Below are 15015 nucleotides of genomic sequence, written 5' to 3'. Positions count from 1 at the left end.
AATTCTCCCATTTGACTCCCACTCCCGTATAAAACCGGCGATTACCCACAGGCACCATGCTCGTCGAGCATCACCACATCGATGACAGGTGCCACCACCATCGTCAACACACTCAAAGCCCTTAAACGGGGCTTGGTCTCAAGTGGTGGACGCGTCACTGGCTCCGAGCAGCAATTCGTCCAACTTGTAGCGTGGCGACTTCCAGCCGAGTGTCTGCCGCGGACGGTCGTTGAGCTCCGCCGCCACCGCGTCCAACTCGGCCTGGGAATACCCCGACAGATCGGTTTCCTTCGGAAAATACTGGCGAAGAAGACCATTGGTGTTCTCATTGGCCCCCCGCTGCCACGGCGACCGCGGATCACAAAAGTAAACCGGCATACCGGACTTCACCGTGAACTTCTCATGCGAGGACAACTCCTTCCCCTGATCCCAGGTGAGACTGTCCCGCAAAAACCCCGGCAGCGTCTCCATCTTTGCCGCCAGCAAATACGCCACCCGTTCCGCGGACCGGTCGTACGGGATCCGCGCCAGCATGACGAACCGGGTCTGCCGTTCGACCAGTGTCGCGATCTGGGATTTACTGCCCTTGCCCAGGATCAGGTCACCCTCCCAGAAACCGGGGACGGCCCGGTCGTCGGCCTCTTTCGGCCGCTCGCTGATGTTGACCATCCCGGCGATCCTGCCCCTGGCCGCCACCGGCCGGGGCGGGACGATCCGCCGCGTACGACCGGCGCACAACGCCAACGCCAACTGGGTACGCAGCTCGCCTTTCGCCTGCAGGAACAGCGTCTGATAGATCGTCTCGTGGGACACGCGCATACTCATATCGCCGGGGAACAGATCGGTGAGGCTACCGCTGATCTGTTGCGGAGACCATTTCTTGCCGAGGCCTTCGTTCACGGCATCATGAAGGTCCCTCTTCGTTTCCAGCTTTCTTGGCTTCGGCCGTTTCCGGCAGGCAGCGGATCGTGCGATGGCGCCGATCGCGCGATAGACCCCGTCTGCGCCGACGTTCGTGCCCACCTCGCGTGAAACCACCGAATTGTGGCGTCCCAGCAACTCGCCGATCAACCGACAGGATCGACCTTTCGCTCGTTCGAGAGCGATGTTTTCACGTTCCTCATCGGTGAGCACTGTTCTTTTACGCACTGTGACGACCCCGATCATTTGACTGATTATCACACAGTGACGCGTCCACCACTTGAGACCAAGACCTCAAATGAAATTTGGCCTTAAAGCAACTCAAGCTACAGTGCAGACATTGGCGCCCCCATAGGGGCAACGTTCGCGTCGTCGCTACTTTGCCGGTGTTGGTTAGCGCAACCATCCGGAGATCAACCGGGCAGCACGTCCGGCTCATCACCGAAGTCACTGCAGCCCAAGACCAGGCGGCGAACCCCGCCCCATCCATCCGTCCGAGTGACGGCCCGCAGATCGAATACCGTCCGCACGCCAGGAAGGTCCGAGGGGCCGATGTTCTTATACATGATGTGGTCACTCTGCACGACAGCACAGTCGCAAGATTCACCAAACTGGTAGGCCCGCAGACCTAATGTCGCGAGCTCGGTGGAAGTCCATAATGGATCATGCACCAAAGGAACAGCTTCCGCTGCCTTTAAAATTTTTACCAACGCCAATGCGCCGGAAAACGAGGACTCCCGAACTCCACCACGGTAAGCCAACCCTAGCACGACCACACGAAGGCCTTTCAAGTCACCGACATTGGCGACGAGCCGAGCAAGCACTCGGTCAGGGACCGTGGAGTTGACCTCGCGTGCCACCCTCGGCAGGCGCATATCCGGCGCTCCGGCGAGCAAGAACCAAGGGTAGACCGGAATACAGTGTCCGCCAACAAGTCCCGGTCGGTGAATGTGGCTAAAAGGTTGGCTGTTGGCAGCCGTGATCACCGAGGTGACGTCCAAGCCCAGAGTCTCGGAGTATTCCGCTAACTCGTTGGCGAAAGCGATGTTGACGTCACGGTAAGTCGTCTCTGCGAGCTTGACCAGTTCGGCGGCCTCCGTCGAACCCAGATCCCATACCCCGTTCGGCCTGTTAAGGTCCGGCCGATCATCGAAAGAGAAGACCGACTCGTAGAAGTGTCGTGTCCGCTCTGCGCTGGCGTCGTCCACACCACCTATGAGCTTTGGGTACCCTCGCAGACCCGCGAACACTGACCCGCTGGACACGCGCTCCGGACTGTAAGCCAGAAAGAGGTTGGAGGTTTTCTCGCGCAGCACCGGAAAGAATCTGTGCCGTGTGGTGCCAACCGGCAGTGTCGTCTCGTAGATTACTAGGGACCCTGGTAGCAGCGCGTGGGAGATCCTTTCTGTCGTGCTGTCCAGTGACTCGAATAGCGGGGTACCGTTCTCGTCGACTACCAACGGGATAATTACCACCACGACCTCGCTTGCACCGACAGCAGAGTCTAAGTCGAGTGTCGGAAGAAGCTGGCGCGCCCGCACTACAGCCTGGAGCCGATCCGGCAGGTCCGGCTCGTCCGGTAAGATCGTTTGCCCTAATCCGACAGCGTCTATGACACTCTGCTGAATGTCGACTCCGTAAGTGGTCCGACCGGATTCAGCTATCAACACTGCCAACGGCAGACCGATCTTGCCAAGACCTATCACGGTTACTGCGCTCATACGATCGCCTTACCTTCAATCGCGCGGTGACGTAACTCATCTAAAAGTTTTCCCCGCAAACCCGTCCCGACTAGAGCGACGATCTTGCTACGGAACAGGTGATCAGTGCGGACCAGCCAGAATGGGTGCCAGCGTTCACTGACTTGTCGATGCGGGTATTTTGCACGCTCATGAGGATCGTGGCTCGTCGGGGTGACGAACAGATCAGCACCGGCTGGCAGTGAGGTTTTCCGCTGGCTGATCGAGTGTTATTGGTGGCGGCGTACTACGAACGAATTTGACGTTTGGCAGGCCGCACTCGTGTTCGTGATCTTGACGTCAGCTGCGGCCCGCGTGGCGGATTACATGGCACCCGTGCTGACCCTCTCGCCGGTCACCCGCAAACATGGCTCACTCGCGCGTCGACCAACAGTGCCGGGATGCGAAGGTGATGGCCGCTGGTGACTACCGGGCAACCCCAAACTGATCATGACTTACCGCAAACCACGCAAGGGGCAACCACCACTGCCACAATGGAAAGAAGAATTCAACGTCCTCCATAAGAGTTTCCGTGCACAGGTAGAGCACACCTGGAATACATGAAGTCCCGGAAGATACTGCGTAACTGCTGCCGCAAACGCAACGGCGTCTAGATCGCCACCGAGGCATCGCCTAGATGCGTACCCTGTCCATGACCGCCTGAGCGGCCACCAACAGCACAGAACACCGCTTTCACCTATAACCCTAACACTCTCGATCATTACAGAACAACTTTTAGCTTACCATTGACTTCGACATATTCCTCACCTGTCAATTGACACACTAGGGTGTCCGATGAACTAGGGACAAGACGTCGCCCGGCCCGACCGACCCATCCGACACGTCGCGCGGGCACACCAACCACGAGGGCGAAGTCGGGCACATCCGCCGTGACCACGGCGCCCGCCGCCACAAACGCCCACGTGCCAATAGTCACCGGTGCGACGCAAACCGCCAACCCTCCGATCGATGCACCTACACCGACGTGAACGGCTTCGGGAATCCAGTCCTTCGAGTTTTTCCGTACTTCATCCGGGGTCACTGCCCTCGGGTAGCGGTCGTTGGTTAGGATTGCGCCAGGGCCAATGAATACACCATCGGCGATCCATGCAGGACCGAACACCTGTGCGTTGTTCTGGACCTTAACTTTACAACCAAGAACCACATCGGAGCCAATATGAGCGCCAGAGCCGATGCTAGAGTCTGCACCGATACTAGAGCCGCCCCGAACTCGCGCCAGATCCCAGATCGTGACTCTCGCACCCAATACCACCGAGGCGTCCACCGAGGCGGTCTCAGCTATCCGAACAGAATGGTCGACGATCCAATCAGATGCCATAGTTGATCTTCCGATCGGCGAGGTCCTAGTTCAGCGCAAAATCCGACGCCGAAATCGTGTTGCTGCTATACGTGTCGTCGAGGCAGATTCGAAATTCACCAAGCTCCAGCTTCGCAAGTGTCTCCCACACGGCATCGAGGCGGAGTAAACGGAGTTCAGAACGGGTGCCCGCGAAGCATCGGCTGTCAACCCTAATTCGTAATCGGCACCTGCTAGCAGACGGGACCCGCGCTCCAAGCGGATGGAGGTCCAAATGGTCCACGATGGTATACAGCGCAACGAGATTTTACTCACAACCGCCAGATCGTTAGCCCGTGATGCTGACGAGTAGCAAGATCAGCGGTGTGCCCGCCACGAAGTAGGTGCGGAAGCCGGGGATTCAGCGCGGCCGTCGATGCTGTCGTCCAACTGCCGCCGGAGACTTCCTCCATCTCATAGATATTGTAGTACGTAAAGCACACTAGGTAGCCAATGCCGACAATAACCAGTATTAAAAAGATCAGCATGGGCACGCAGGTCATGCACGGCCCCAGCAGAGTGACATCGTCGTAATTAGCGAATTCCAAATAACCAAAAACACTTCACAGTAAAGAAGTACATGATTGGACAGTGCGTCAGCCATCACGGCCGCCCAAACAATTCTGCGCCAGGAGTCGAAGAATTATCATACCAAGACGGCCCGTGCGGCACAACAGAAACCCTTCACCCAATGATGCTCCCGGAACCACGTTCGACTGATTCCAGATAGGTAGGAATACTGACGGGGTTGACACTTTCATCACCGCGCTACAAGGCACCACCTGCCTGCTCACCCGCACGCGGAAGTTGATAGCGCACATCGCCACTACATGATTAATACTTGGCCTCATTTGATGATCTTGCTGTGGGATTGACGTGACCCCGCTGGGTTGGTCCAGGACCAGTGAGAGCCTTGTAGTCCAGTGCGTGGACGGAAGGCCCGATCATGATGAGCATCAGGAAACGTCACATCCCCGAGTAGGCCGCGCGGAAGCTGCCCCAAGCCGATCAGCTCCTTGCCCAGGATCAGGACGTGGCCGACGTCTGCTGGTAGTTGCAGATTACAAAGCGACCTACTACCAATGGCGTAACCAGTTCGGTGGGCTGAAAGCCAACGACGCTAAACGACTCATAGACCTGGAGCGGGAGACCTCCATGCCCAAGCGACTACTGGCCGATGCCGAACTGGAGAAAGCGGCATTGCGGGGAATCGCCAAGGGAAACTTCTGGGCCCGCAGCGACGGCGGGCGGCCGTGCACCACCTGATGGCGATCCTGCGGGTCAGTGAACGATTCGCCTGCTGGGTCACCGAGCAGCACCGGAGCACTCAACGATGTCTTCCCGCGGCGCAGACACTGGCGGAACCCGACGCGGCGCTGCGGGCGTGATTGCGAGCAGATGCCAGGGTGCGCATCCGCGGTGGGTTTCCGGCGGGCTTATCACAACGCTTGTGGCGAGGCTGGATGGTCAACCACAGGAAGATCCAGCGGTTGTGGCGGGAGGAGGGCCTGCGAGTGTCGCAACGGCGCCGACGTGAACACCTGGGCGTTGTCCACCGCTGAACCTCGGGTGACGGCCGATGCGCCGAATCGGGCGTGGACGGTAAACTTCCAGTTCGACGCCACCACCGACGGCCGACCGGTCAAGATCGTGTCCATCGTGAGTACAGCCAGCTCCGGCGACATTCAGCTCTGAGCTATCAGACCCCGGCTGGCTATGCTGCCGCCTGCACTCACCGATAACTAGCTCTCACAAGATCTGGTCCAACTATTGAGGTCCCTTCAATCCCACAGTGCACCGTCGAGCAGATGCTCGAACGGACGCGGCGTGGCCAATCCCGCAGGCTCGACCAGGCCCCACAAGTTCTTCCTCAATAAACCGGCCAGCAACGCACGCACCATCAACTTGAACGTTGCCTTCGGCTCCGGCTGGTGGAATAGCGAACCCATACCATCGTCAGGGCTCGCAGGTCGCCGCCCCAGTCGGCGATGTCTTGATCAGTCACGGGTTTCACCATGCCAGAAGATACGTTCAATCAACCAGCCAAGTTTAAGATCTAGGAATGCAGTACTGGTTAGAGGACGGACCAGGTTGCCTGCCTTGGTCGCCCAGTCCGAAATCCGCATTATCCATACCTACCGAACATCTCCACCAATCAACACTCTCGTCACTACTCCGCAATACCCACGATCTTTCACAGATCGAGAAGACGCCCGCGACGTACTCTTTTTGCCCCACGCGAGCCCTCAATCGGATGATGGCGAGCAGTGACACGCCGTGTAAAATGGGAGTAGTTTCATAGATCTGAATCGAGGCAAAGGTGAACATGACCGGCCGATACGCCTTCCCCCGCAGCCGCCCAGGAGAGCCAAAACGTCTCCGCCTTCTCGAACGCTACGTCGATCCGTTTACCCGCCGATGCCTCGTCCAGGCGGGAATAAGCACAGGAATGACGTGTGCCGACCTAGGCGCAGGATCCGGATCTGTCGCCAACTGGATGAGCAGACGGGTCGGGGAAACCGGTCAAGTGGATGCTTACGACCTCGATACCAGCCTATTGCCAATGCGTGAAAATATAAAACATATCACTGCTGATGTTGCCACATGCAATTTCCGGCTACCGTATGACCTGGTATTCGCGAGATTCCTTTTGGTTCATCTGCCCGAACCTGTATTACAATTGAACCGGATGGTCAGCGCCACGACGCCCGAAGGCAGAGTGTGCGTCGTGGAAAGCGACTACCACGACTGGGAGATGCCAGCCGGGCTCCCGCACATGGAACGACTGAAACGCGCCTACCTCCAAGTCGCAGCCGATTTCGGTTGGGATGTGGAACTCGGGCGGCGATTGCCCGCGCTCTTCCAATCGCTAGGCCTGCACGATGTAGCTGCGGAAAGTTTCTCCCGGTGCGAACGCGGCGGCTCTATCGGGAATCTTCTCCTTTCCCAATCTGTAGAACCCTTGGAAAACCACTTGCTGAACACTGGGGTCGTCAGCGAAGATGACGTGCGATCAGCATATAAAACCCTGCGCGACCCCGATTACCTCATGCGCTTCGTAACCACATGGGCCTGCTGGGGCACCGTGCCGTACAAGCCTCGCGAAACGAGTCAGGCCAGATAGGTTCGGCTCTCCGCGATTGCGCGAACCCCTTTAAAATAAGTTACCACGCTAGACACTGCATAAATGACCACCAATCCACCGAGCGGGAATAGAACCAAAGGAACGGGCAGACCTTTAGTCATCAACACCACGGTGGTCCCGACGGCGGCCATTGATACCACAGCTACCCCAAGAATCGCCACTTGAACCCAGGGGAATGCCTTATTTAAATCGATAATCTGCAACCTCATGCTTTCCCGTTCAATGTCGTCCGGACTCGTCATCAACGAAAGCCGGATCGACTCGATCCGCGCATTCTCCACCCGGGTGAACCATGATTGCATGGCGAACATGTGATAAACGATGATCACACTAGTGGCCGACACGTCCGTGCCGCAAATCGCCAACGCGTCAGCGATGCTCATGCCTTACCCTCCAACGTGCTGACTAGTTTCACATACAAGCCTTCGGAAATGAGAAAATGGGTAACGGCGCCGGGGTTGCCGGAGTCCGAGCCGAGTTTTTTCGGCTGACCACCCTGGATACCCTTGGCTATGCTCGCGCAGATAGCAAGGAAGTCCGTCCTCATCGAGGCAGCAACGGGCAGGACCCGCCCGTTGGGCTGGACCCGGGCATCCCGACAAGCGGCAAGGAGGGTGTTCACCGGTGTGGCGTCCCGGAGCAGATCCCTCGTCGCGAGCGTCTCGGCAGTAGGTGCACCAGGGGATCGCACCTCCTGGATCCACACCTCTAAGCAGAGACCGTCGTTGACCGAGACCGCGTAACTTCTCCGCAACTTGATGACAACGGTGCTACCCGCGAACAGATCCGCCAAGCTTTCGTACACCTCGGGCAACAGGTTGTCCTGGCGGTACTCGACCGTTATAGCCACGCCAGAGGTGTAGGTGGAGCAGAGCACCCTCGCGTCATCCTGCAGATCCTCGATGCGCTTCGCAGCGCGCAAATGCACCACCAAGATGTCGTGCTCGGTGATGTGTCGTCCCGAGCCGTACTTCAGGACCAGCTTCGACGGGCCGCCGTCGATGTTCTCACGCATTCCGAACCACCCGGAAGCCTTGGCGGTCAAACCTAGACGTGGCCGCGTCGCTACCCCGATAACTGGACCTCAGCAATGGCACGTCATTCAAGTAGCACCCTCCGCGCACGACGCGCCGGACTTCGCGGGCAGTGGTCTCGTCGGCGGCGGCGTGGCCAATGAGGGCGAAATCGCCAGCGCCGACCTCTCCTGCTATCGATCTGGTCCACTCCCAGATATTGCCAAGCATGTCTGCGGGTCGGCCCGGAGCTGGAGAACCGCTCGCGAACAGGCCCACCGGCACGACCTGCCCCATCCCAGCCCCTTCCCAATTGAGGAGAGCAGGGTCGAATCTGTCACCCCACGGGTAAAGTGCGCCGCCGAACCCTCGCGCGGCTGATTCCCACTGCTCCTCGGTCGGCAGATCGATATCCTCGACGGTCATCGCGCTCAGCCATCGGCAGTATGCCCGCGCCTCGTACCAGTCAACTCCGGTGACGGGTAGGTTGCCCGCGTGCCCGGCGGCGATCAAGTCCGCATGGCGGTCGTGGCGACGAGGCGCGTCACTTGGACTCAGCGGCACGGCAGGCCACCACCCGTCGGAGAGAAATCCGTCAGTGTGGTGCAGGAAGGCGCGGTACTGAGCCCAGGTTACCGGGTGGTATGAGATCGCGAACCTCTCCAAATCCACGACGACACTAGGAAGCTCGCGCTGTATCTGGAACAGCTCGTTCGGAGTCATAACAGCCATTTTCTCGCGGGTGAGGCCGAGCGGGTAATGCCCGGCAGGAACCGGGCACCACGCCACCTTGGGTACGCCGTCGGCACTGACACCAGCATGTTCGTCGTCATATTTGAAAAGCTGTGTCGCGATCTGCGCCCGGTCACGCACGGGCAGCAGATCTGGGCGGGCGATGACCCGCGCGCTGGCCTCGGCGAAGGCCTCAATTACCGCGACATCGCGTCGGAGCTGGCGGCTCAAGCGGTCTCCGGCTAGCTCGAAGATGTGGGATACAAGCCACACTAATTGGGCGCTGTCGACATCGAGGCCACTGCGTTCGACCCTGTCGAGGGCTATGTCGCATAAGTCCAGCAGCTCACTGGTCCGTCCCTTGGCCACCATCGCCTCGATATATAACGAAACTACCTCTCGCCCGGTGTTGTGGTGCGACACCAGCCCGTCCAAGAGCCGTTGGGCGGCCTCTACTTGGTCATGCGTTTCTTCCACCGCGATCGCCGCCAGTGCCTCTTGGAACACCCGGTGCGCGAAGTGCAGGCTTCTACCTTCCGCGCGCATCAACCCGGAGTCGCGCGTCAGCACGGTGGCGAGCCGAGAGAGGTCGATGGTCTCGTCCAACTCGTAGAACTTCTCCATCACGTCACTGCGCGCCAAGCCCACCGGGGCACTTGTGTTGTCGAGCTGCGAAGGAGCTGCGAAAAGCGAGTTGTAGGACAGTGCAGCCAGACCGCGCAACAACATGTCGTAGCCACAACGGATGTAGTGCTCCAGCGACGGCTCGCCGGTCTTCTGAAGGACTCGGTTCTCCAGAAGTTCCTTCAGCGCGGCCCGCATGAGCGCCGATCGCGAAGCCGAATCCGGCACGTGGCCGTTCGCCGCGAGGGTGGCGACGATGGAAGCGAAGAGCGGAATCGTTGTGAATTCCTCCGGCAGGGCATCGAATAGCTCCCGTAACCCGCCGTCATCGCGGAGCTTCGGCTGCTGAATCCGGGCCACCCGCACGGCCTCCTCGACGAACAGAGGTGCCAGCTGTACAGGCAGGAGTGCGTCGATGTCCAGCGAGTGCGGGATGTCGGGACGGGTGGTCAGAATGACTTGCGTCCCCGTTGCCACCCATGAGCAGGTGAGATCCGCCAGCGCCGTCTCGACTCGGTCCGCAGCGGCCTTCGGCAACGCCGCAGTAAGTTCGTCGAACCCATCGATGTATAGCGTCGACGGCTGGGACTCGCTCGCCTCTACCAGCATCCGAGCCTCGGTGGCGTCGCGCACCCCCAGCGCGCAGGACAACACATCGACAGGACGGAGGGAGGCACGTTGCGCGAGCGCGGCGAACAGCGACGCGCTCGCGCGGCGCAGATTAACAAACGCGACTGCAGTCCCCAGTGCATTGCTCGGCTGCCGGAGCCGCTCCCGGAGGATCAATCGCAGCAGCGTCGACTTCCCGCTGCCCATCCGGCCGATGATCGCCAGCGACTGGCCGCTGACGATTAAGTCTTTGACGTGCAGGCTGAGCACCGGGGTCTTTAGCCCGTCGGACCAGGGTGCTCTGACGAAGAGCCCGCTGGCAAAGGTCGGGACGAAGTCGGTAGCAGCAGCCTGGCGTACGGTTACCTGTTCAACGGCAAACTGGAGATGGTCGAGTTTTCCCCCGTCAACTAGGGCCTGCAGCTTCGCTGCAGCGAGTACCGGGCGGGCGAACTTGTGGCGGACCATGCGGGGGCTCGATTGGTCGAATACCAGCTTCCACTCGACAAGAGCGCCGTCCTTGATCACGCAACCGACGTCGACGAACGTGGGCAGGTCCCATGCAAGCAATCCCGCCGTGGCCGACAAGGATCCCACGGAGTGCCGGAGTTCATCCTCAATAAGGACCAGCAAGCGGCGTTCATAGTCATCGAGCCCGGAAGCCATCCACCCACTCCTCTACCGACTCGACCACTTTGTCGACCACCGGGGGCGTCCCGAAGTCGTAGAATGTCCCGGTGAACGGCTCCATCGCCTCGCGCACCATCTGTGGTGTGAGGCTGAACGGACGCACGGCGAGGTTGTACCCGGCTCGGACCAACGAAGGCCAGAAGGGCGCCTCTTGGAGCACGACCGCGCGGGTTCCGACGTAGTAAGCTTCTCGTTGCAGCGCACCAGAATCGGTGACCACAACCGCGGCACCCGCTAGAAGCTCCACGAGTCGCGCGTGGGACGTGCTCGGCAGGACCTCCACCTCGCCCGCCAGTCGCACGCCCCGCGTCGTCAGCATCCGCAGCACGCGAGGGTGGCCGAGCAGGTAGACGGGCAGACCAACCTCCTGCAGCCGCGAACACACGAACTCGAGCGCGGACGAGTCCGCCGTGTTCTCCGCACGGTGCATGGTTAGGACGCAGTAGGGCTCGCCCGAAACGGGGACCGATTCTGCCAGGGGGCGAACAAGATCCTGGACCACGTCGCCGACAAACCGGGCCGTTGCACCCCGGCGTTCATCCACCAGATTCTGGAGGTCTGCCGTGGATGCAGCCAGGTGCAAGCCGCTCACGGCGTCGATCACCACGCGGTTGCGCTCCTCTGTCGTCGGCGCGTGCGTTCTAACCCCCGCCTCGAGATGGACAACCGGCACCCCGAGGTTGGTTGCCGCGAGAACACCCGCCAGGGTGCAATTGGCATCACCGAGGACCATAACGACGCAAGGTGCCCGTTGGGCGATCTCTCCCTCTAGAGCCACGATCATCCGCCCGAGGACCTCAGTGGGCATCAGGTCGGGCCTGCCGCACTGCAGCTGGCTGGCAAAGCGAATGTCGTACTCGGCCACGTACTGCCCCGCGAGTTCATCGTCGTAGTGCTGGCCGACGTCCACATAGGTCCACTCGGACGACGTGCGAACGTTTGTCACCCTCTGAAGGGCTGCGACCTTGATGTACTGAGACCTGATCCCGGCCAGGACAAGTACTGTCGAGGGCTTCGTCATCGAGGGGCTGGCGGTCAAGATCCGGACGCGCTGCCAGACCGGACGTCGTAGGTCGCCAGGCCCAGGAAGTCGACCACCGATGTGCTCCCCTTCGCGATCACATCGGACTCTGCGTTCCTGTACAATTCCTCGAGTTCGGCGAGCGTTTCGGCGCTCAGGCTCCCGCCGTAGCCAGGAATGCGCGCGGCCTGGTCGCGATTGGTGGCGCCCATCTGCGCGAGGCCGACATTGTCCTGAGCCAATGTCCAGCGGACCACCAGTTGTTCGACGCTCAGTTCCGCAGCCGCGGCAATACGGCTGAGTCCGCCTTCCACCAAGGAACGGACCCACGCTACTCGCTCAGGCTTGAACTCGGGCTTCCTCTGCCTGAGATCGGTGTCGGCAAGGTCAGCCACGCCGCGTCCGGTGAGAAGCCCGCGCTCGAGCACCTGGTATGCGACGACTGCGGCGCCCTGCTGCGCGAGCTCGGCGGTGATGGCAGGCTCGAGGGTCCGGTTGAGATAGCTAAGCCGGTTCTGCACGACCGAGATATCCGCCGCCGAGCCGTAACGACGCAACTGGTCTGCCGACACGTTGGAAACGCCGATGGCCCGCGCGATCCCCTCGTCTTTCAGGGCTTGCAGCGCTGCGGCCGTCTCCTCGTATGGGGTCCCTAGGTCTGGGATGTGTGAGATGTAGATATCGAAGTGGTCGAGCCGAAGGCGCTCAAGGCTCTCCTCAGCGTCTTTACGCACGTCGTCGTACTTGCCCGAGACCTTGAAGCCCTCGCCGTCACGCACATACCCGCAGCTGGTCGAGATGGCGAAGCTCTCCCTGGGCTTGTCCGTGAGGTATTCGCCGAGCAATTCTTCTACCTGGCCGAACGCGTAAGTGGGCGCGGTGTCAAGATACTCCCCGCCCGCCTCGAAATACGCGTCGAGCACCTCGTGCGCACCGTCCGAGCCAACCTGAGTGAACGGGTTGGCGAAGGGGAAGGTGCCGAGCCCAATTCCGTTGTACATGGTGTACTACTCCTCCTTGGTAATAGCTTCTAACATCCAGGGCGCCGAATTGAAGAAGCTGACGAGTGCCGTGCCAGCCGGGTTGATCCCATCCACCGCGTCTAGGAAGCGCTGGTCGAGCACCAAGCCACTCGCCTCGGACGCGACAGCGACTTGTCGTATCGTGCGCGGACCGAAGAGCGCACCCGTCACTCCTGGGCGCTGCAAGGTCCACGCGATGGCGCCCGCCGCAGGAGCGATGCTGGAGTTCCGGCACAACGACACAAACTCCAGGGCGGCTGCGCGCGCGGCCACCTTAGAAACCCTGTCTCGGTAGATGCCTCCGAGTACCGCCGCTCTGCTATCCGCCGGAGTGCCATGCTCATATCGACCTGCAAGCAAACCTTGCGCAAGCGGGGCCCACACGAAGACCCCCATCCCCCACCGCAAGCAGTTGGGCAGAATTTCGTTCTCGACTCGTCGGTCTAGGACATTATAGGGAGCAACCTCCGCGACCGGTGGAGTGAAACCGAGGGCTCGAGCCGTGTGCTGCACATCACATGCAAGCCAAGCAGGGAAAGTTGAAATCGCAAAGGCTTTCGCGAGACCTGGGCGGAGGATCCGCCGTTCGATGCCGGAGAGGGTTTCCTCAATCGGAATGCGGAACGAAGGACGAGGGACGATCACGAGATCAACCTCGTCAACACCCAAACGGCGCAGCGAGTTGACGCACGCCGCCTCGAGCCGTGCCGGGGTCAATTCAGGGTCATGCGGTATCTGCATACCAGGTTCAGCGAGTTCGACCATAAGGGCCGGGCGCGCCGAAGGGGGCGAGCGGCGAATGAATTTTCCGACGTACTCCTCGGACCTGCCCGAATAATCAGTGTCCGACGTATTGACGGCATCGATTCCACGTTCTCTCGCCTCATCGAGCAAGCCGACCGCCTCGTCCACGCCAAGCCTGCCGAAATTCATCGTCCCGAGCACCAATCGCAGGTCGGTCGCGATTGACTTAATCATTGGATATCCGACTGTAGAGCTGAGGCATGAATTGCTTGATTTCCAGATCTCCAGTCGCGTGGTGCGGCGAAGTATCGATCCCCTTGCTCCACCAATACGGATGGGTCAGCAGTTGGGCGCCCGGCGTTCCGCTCACCAGAAGGTCAGCGGGGTCACTCCGGCGCCACGACCCGGTCGAGTCGGAGTAGTACGGACCGCCGCTAACCAAGCGCCGGTACACGCGCCGCGCGCTCTCGATCTTCGCTAGAAACGCCGCATGAACACCAGGGGCGTGTATGGAGGCGTCGCCGTCCACATCGACACCTACAAGGACGCGATCTCGAGCCAAGCGTTCGTCGAACGTAGCAAACGGCTCCAGTAACACGTGGACTCCCACCACGTGCCCCAGGCTTCGCAACTCGTCTGCTACCGTGCGCGAAAGCCGTTCCTGACCGGCAACTAACGGCGAGGCTGCGCAGATGAAGTAGTGTGCACGCACTCCGCGTTCAGCTTCGACGCGCGCCATGGCGACAGCCGCGTGTAGGTCAACCTCTACGTCGTGCCGAAGCCACACGCCTTCCCCTCCGCAGTCGTACTCCTGAATGGTCACAGTGCGGATCTCCCGAGAAACGAGGACGTCCAGGAGGTGAACGTAATTCTGCAACGTCCAAGGCGGAGTCGGGATGTCCATAAAGTTCGACATGGAAGCTCCTCTCCACTCCCTTAAAGGTCTCTGACCAGTTGGTTTACCTTTTATCGTCCTTGAGATCACGATGGTTACAGTCCTTGTGATCTTGGAATTTTCGGGCTCACAATCCCGTGCAACACGACGGGGCGTTGCCCCACACCAACCAAGCTCAATTGGTCTACACCAGACGGCACAGCTGGGTTACGAGATGCCGAACCGTGATGACCTGGGGCCCCCAGACCTAGAGCCGAAAGCACGAGTTTTGGGCTCTAGCCTGCCCCCTGTGCCAACTCGTCTTGCACCTCAAGGACCGAAACCTTCGATCAGCATCACCAACGAAGACATCACGACACTGTCGGACCGACCCCCTCATCGTCTACGAGATCGTGGCAGACCCATCCGCTGAAGGACCCTACGAAGGTGGCACGGTCGAGCCCTTGTTCTGAGACAGTCAACCACCTCCCAGGTTCCCTCAGTAAGGCATGGACTTAGAGGCT

General features: G+C 60.2%; 12 protein-coding genes and 1 pseudogene. 2 read left to right on the top strand and 11 right to left on the bottom strand.

Features of this window, described 5'->3' with window-relative positions:
* Window positions 1-138 precede the first annotated feature (138 nt).
* From NZH93_RS19855 to NZH93_RS19845, 3 genes are all read right to left on the bottom strand, one after another.
* Window positions 139-1167: an IS30 family transposase gene (locus tag NZH93_RS19855; RefSeq protein WP_259624627.1), complete on the bottom strand. Its 1029-nt coding sequence runs from the start codon at window positions 1165-1167 to the stop codon at window positions 139-141.
* 167 nt (window positions 1168-1334) lie between these two features.
* Window positions 1335-2642, bottom strand: a complete 1308-nt coding sequence (locus NZH93_RS19850; RefSeq protein WP_259624626.1) for a nucleotide sugar dehydrogenase — start codon at window positions 2640-2642, stop codon at window positions 1335-1337.
* A gap of 739 nt (window positions 2643-3381) precedes the next feature.
* Window positions 3382-3999 (bottom strand): acyltransferase, encoded by a 618-nt coding sequence (locus NZH93_RS19845; RefSeq protein WP_259624625.1) that lies wholly within the window; start codon window positions 3997-3999, stop codon window positions 3382-3384.
* Between the two features lie 1012 nt (window positions 4000-5011).
* Between NZH93_RS19845 and NZH93_RS19840 the strand changes: the two are divergent.
* Window positions 5012-5679, top strand: a pseudogene (locus NZH93_RS19840) (transposase family protein); the annotation flags it as partial.
* Between the two features lie 119 nt (window positions 5680-5798).
* Here the strand turns inward: NZH93_RS19840 and NZH93_RS19835 are convergent.
* A complete protein-coding gene (locus NZH93_RS19835; RefSeq protein WP_259624624.1) occupies window positions 5799-5966 on the bottom strand; it encodes a hypothetical protein in 168 nt (55 codons plus the stop codon).
* Between the two features lie 377 nt (window positions 5967-6343).
* Here NZH93_RS19835 and NZH93_RS19830 point away from each other — a divergent pair, with 377 nt between their 5' ends.
* The gene (locus tag NZH93_RS19830; RefSeq protein WP_308214220.1) at window positions 6344-7141 is read left to right on the top strand and encodes a methyltransferase domain-containing protein; all 798 of its coding nucleotides are present in this window, start codon (window positions 6344-6346) and stop codon (window positions 7139-7141) included.
* Here the strand turns inward: NZH93_RS19830 and NZH93_RS19825 are convergent.
* Genes NZH93_RS19825 through NZH93_RS19795 form a run of 7 tightly spaced genes read right to left on the bottom strand, consistent with a single transcriptional unit; the run spans window position 7129 to window position 14533 of the window.
* Window positions 7129-7545: a hypothetical protein gene (locus tag NZH93_RS19825; protein ID WP_259624623.1), complete on the bottom strand. Its 417-nt coding sequence runs from the start codon at window positions 7543-7545 to the stop codon at window positions 7129-7131. The genes NZH93_RS19830 and NZH93_RS19825 overlap by 13 nt on opposite strands.
* Entirely contained in the window at window positions 7542-8177 is a 636-nt protein-coding gene (locus NZH93_RS19820) for a hypothetical protein (protein WP_259624622.1), read from the bottom strand. The genes NZH93_RS19825 and NZH93_RS19820 overlap by 4 nt, the downstream gene beginning before the upstream one ends.
* Window positions 8170-10806, bottom strand: coding sequence for an SUMF1/EgtB/PvdO family nonheme iron enzyme (locus tag NZH93_RS19815; RefSeq protein ID WP_259624621.1), 2637 nt, complete (start codon window positions 10804-10806; stop codon window positions 8170-8172). Before NZH93_RS19815 ends, NZH93_RS19820 begins: the two co-directional genes overlap by 8 nt.
* A complete protein-coding gene (locus NZH93_RS19810) occupies window positions 10787-11851 on the bottom strand; it encodes a UDP-N-acetylglucosamine 2-epimerase (protein ID WP_259624620.1) in 1065 nt (354 codons plus the stop codon). Before NZH93_RS19810 ends, NZH93_RS19815 begins: the two co-directional genes overlap by 20 nt.
* 14 nt (window positions 11852-11865) lie before the next feature.
* Window positions 11866-12852 (bottom strand): aldo/keto reductase, encoded by a 987-nt coding sequence (locus tag NZH93_RS19805; protein ID WP_259624619.1) that lies wholly within the window; start codon window positions 12850-12852, stop codon window positions 11866-11868.
* Window positions 12853-12858: 6 nt separating this feature from the next.
* The gene (locus NZH93_RS19800; protein ID WP_259624618.1) at window positions 12859-13851 is read right to left on the bottom strand and encodes an aldo/keto reductase; all 993 of its coding nucleotides are present in this window, start codon (window positions 13849-13851) and stop codon (window positions 12859-12861) included.
* Window positions 13844-14533 (bottom strand): hypothetical protein, encoded by a 690-nt coding sequence (locus NZH93_RS19795; protein ID WP_259624617.1) that lies wholly within the window; start codon window positions 14531-14533, stop codon window positions 13844-13846. The genes NZH93_RS19800 and NZH93_RS19795 overlap by 8 nt, the downstream gene beginning before the upstream one ends.
* Between the last annotated feature and the right edge of the window lie 482 nt (window positions 14534-15015).

It is taken from the genome of Umezawaea endophytica (assembly GCF_025061645.1).
Classification (GTDB): Bacteria; Actinomycetota; Actinomycetes; order Mycobacteriales; family Pseudonocardiaceae; genus Umezawaea; species Umezawaea endophytica.
The sequence above is the reverse complement of the archived record's forward strand: the minus strand, read 5'-3'. Positions and strand labels throughout refer to the sequence as shown.

Bases quoted from the DNA above. Each gene is read 5' to 3' on its own strand.
- NZH93_RS19855 (WP_259624627.1), bottom strand. From the start codon at position 1,167: ATGATCGGGGTCGTCACAGTGCGTAAAAGAACAGTGCTCACCGATGAG.
- NZH93_RS19850 (WP_259624626.1), bottom strand. From the start codon at position 2,642: ATGAGCGCAGTAACCGTGATAGGTCTTGGCAAGATCGGTCTGCCGTTG.
- NZH93_RS19845 (WP_259624625.1), bottom strand. From the start codon at position 3,999: ATGGCATCTGATTGGATCGTCGACCATTCTGTTCGGATAGCTGAGACC.
- NZH93_RS19835 (WP_259624624.1), bottom strand. From the start codon at position 5,966: ATGGGTTCGCTATTCCACCAGCCGGAGCCGAAGGCAACGTTCAAGTTG.
- NZH93_RS19830 (WP_308214220.1), top strand. From the start codon at position 6,344: ATGACCGGCCGATACGCCTTCCCCCGCAGCCGCCCAGGAGAGCCAAAA.
- NZH93_RS19825 (WP_259624623.1), bottom strand. From the start codon at position 7,545: ATGAGCATCGCTGACGCGTTGGCGATTTGCGGCACGGACGTGTCGGCC.
- NZH93_RS19820 (WP_259624622.1), bottom strand. From the start codon at position 8,177: ATGCGTGAGAACATCGACGGCGGCCCGTCGAAGCTGGTCCTGAAGTAC.
- NZH93_RS19815 (WP_259624621.1), bottom strand. From the start codon at position 10,806: ATGGCTTCCGGGCTCGATGACTATGAACGCCGCTTGCTGGTCCTTATT.
- NZH93_RS19810 (WP_259624620.1), bottom strand. From the start codon at position 11,851: ATGACGAAGCCCTCGACAGTACTTGTCCTGGCCGGGATCAGGTCTCAG.
- NZH93_RS19805 (WP_259624619.1), bottom strand. From the start codon at position 12,852: ATGTACAACGGAATTGGGCTCGGCACCTTCCCCTTCGCCAACCCGTTC.
- NZH93_RS19800 (WP_259624618.1), bottom strand. From the start codon at position 13,851: ATGATTAAGTCAATCGCGACCGACCTGCGATTGGTGCTCGGGACGATG.
- NZH93_RS19795 (WP_259624617.1), bottom strand. From the start codon at position 14,533: ATGTCGAACTTTATGGACATCCCGACTCCGCCTTGGACGTTGCAGAAT.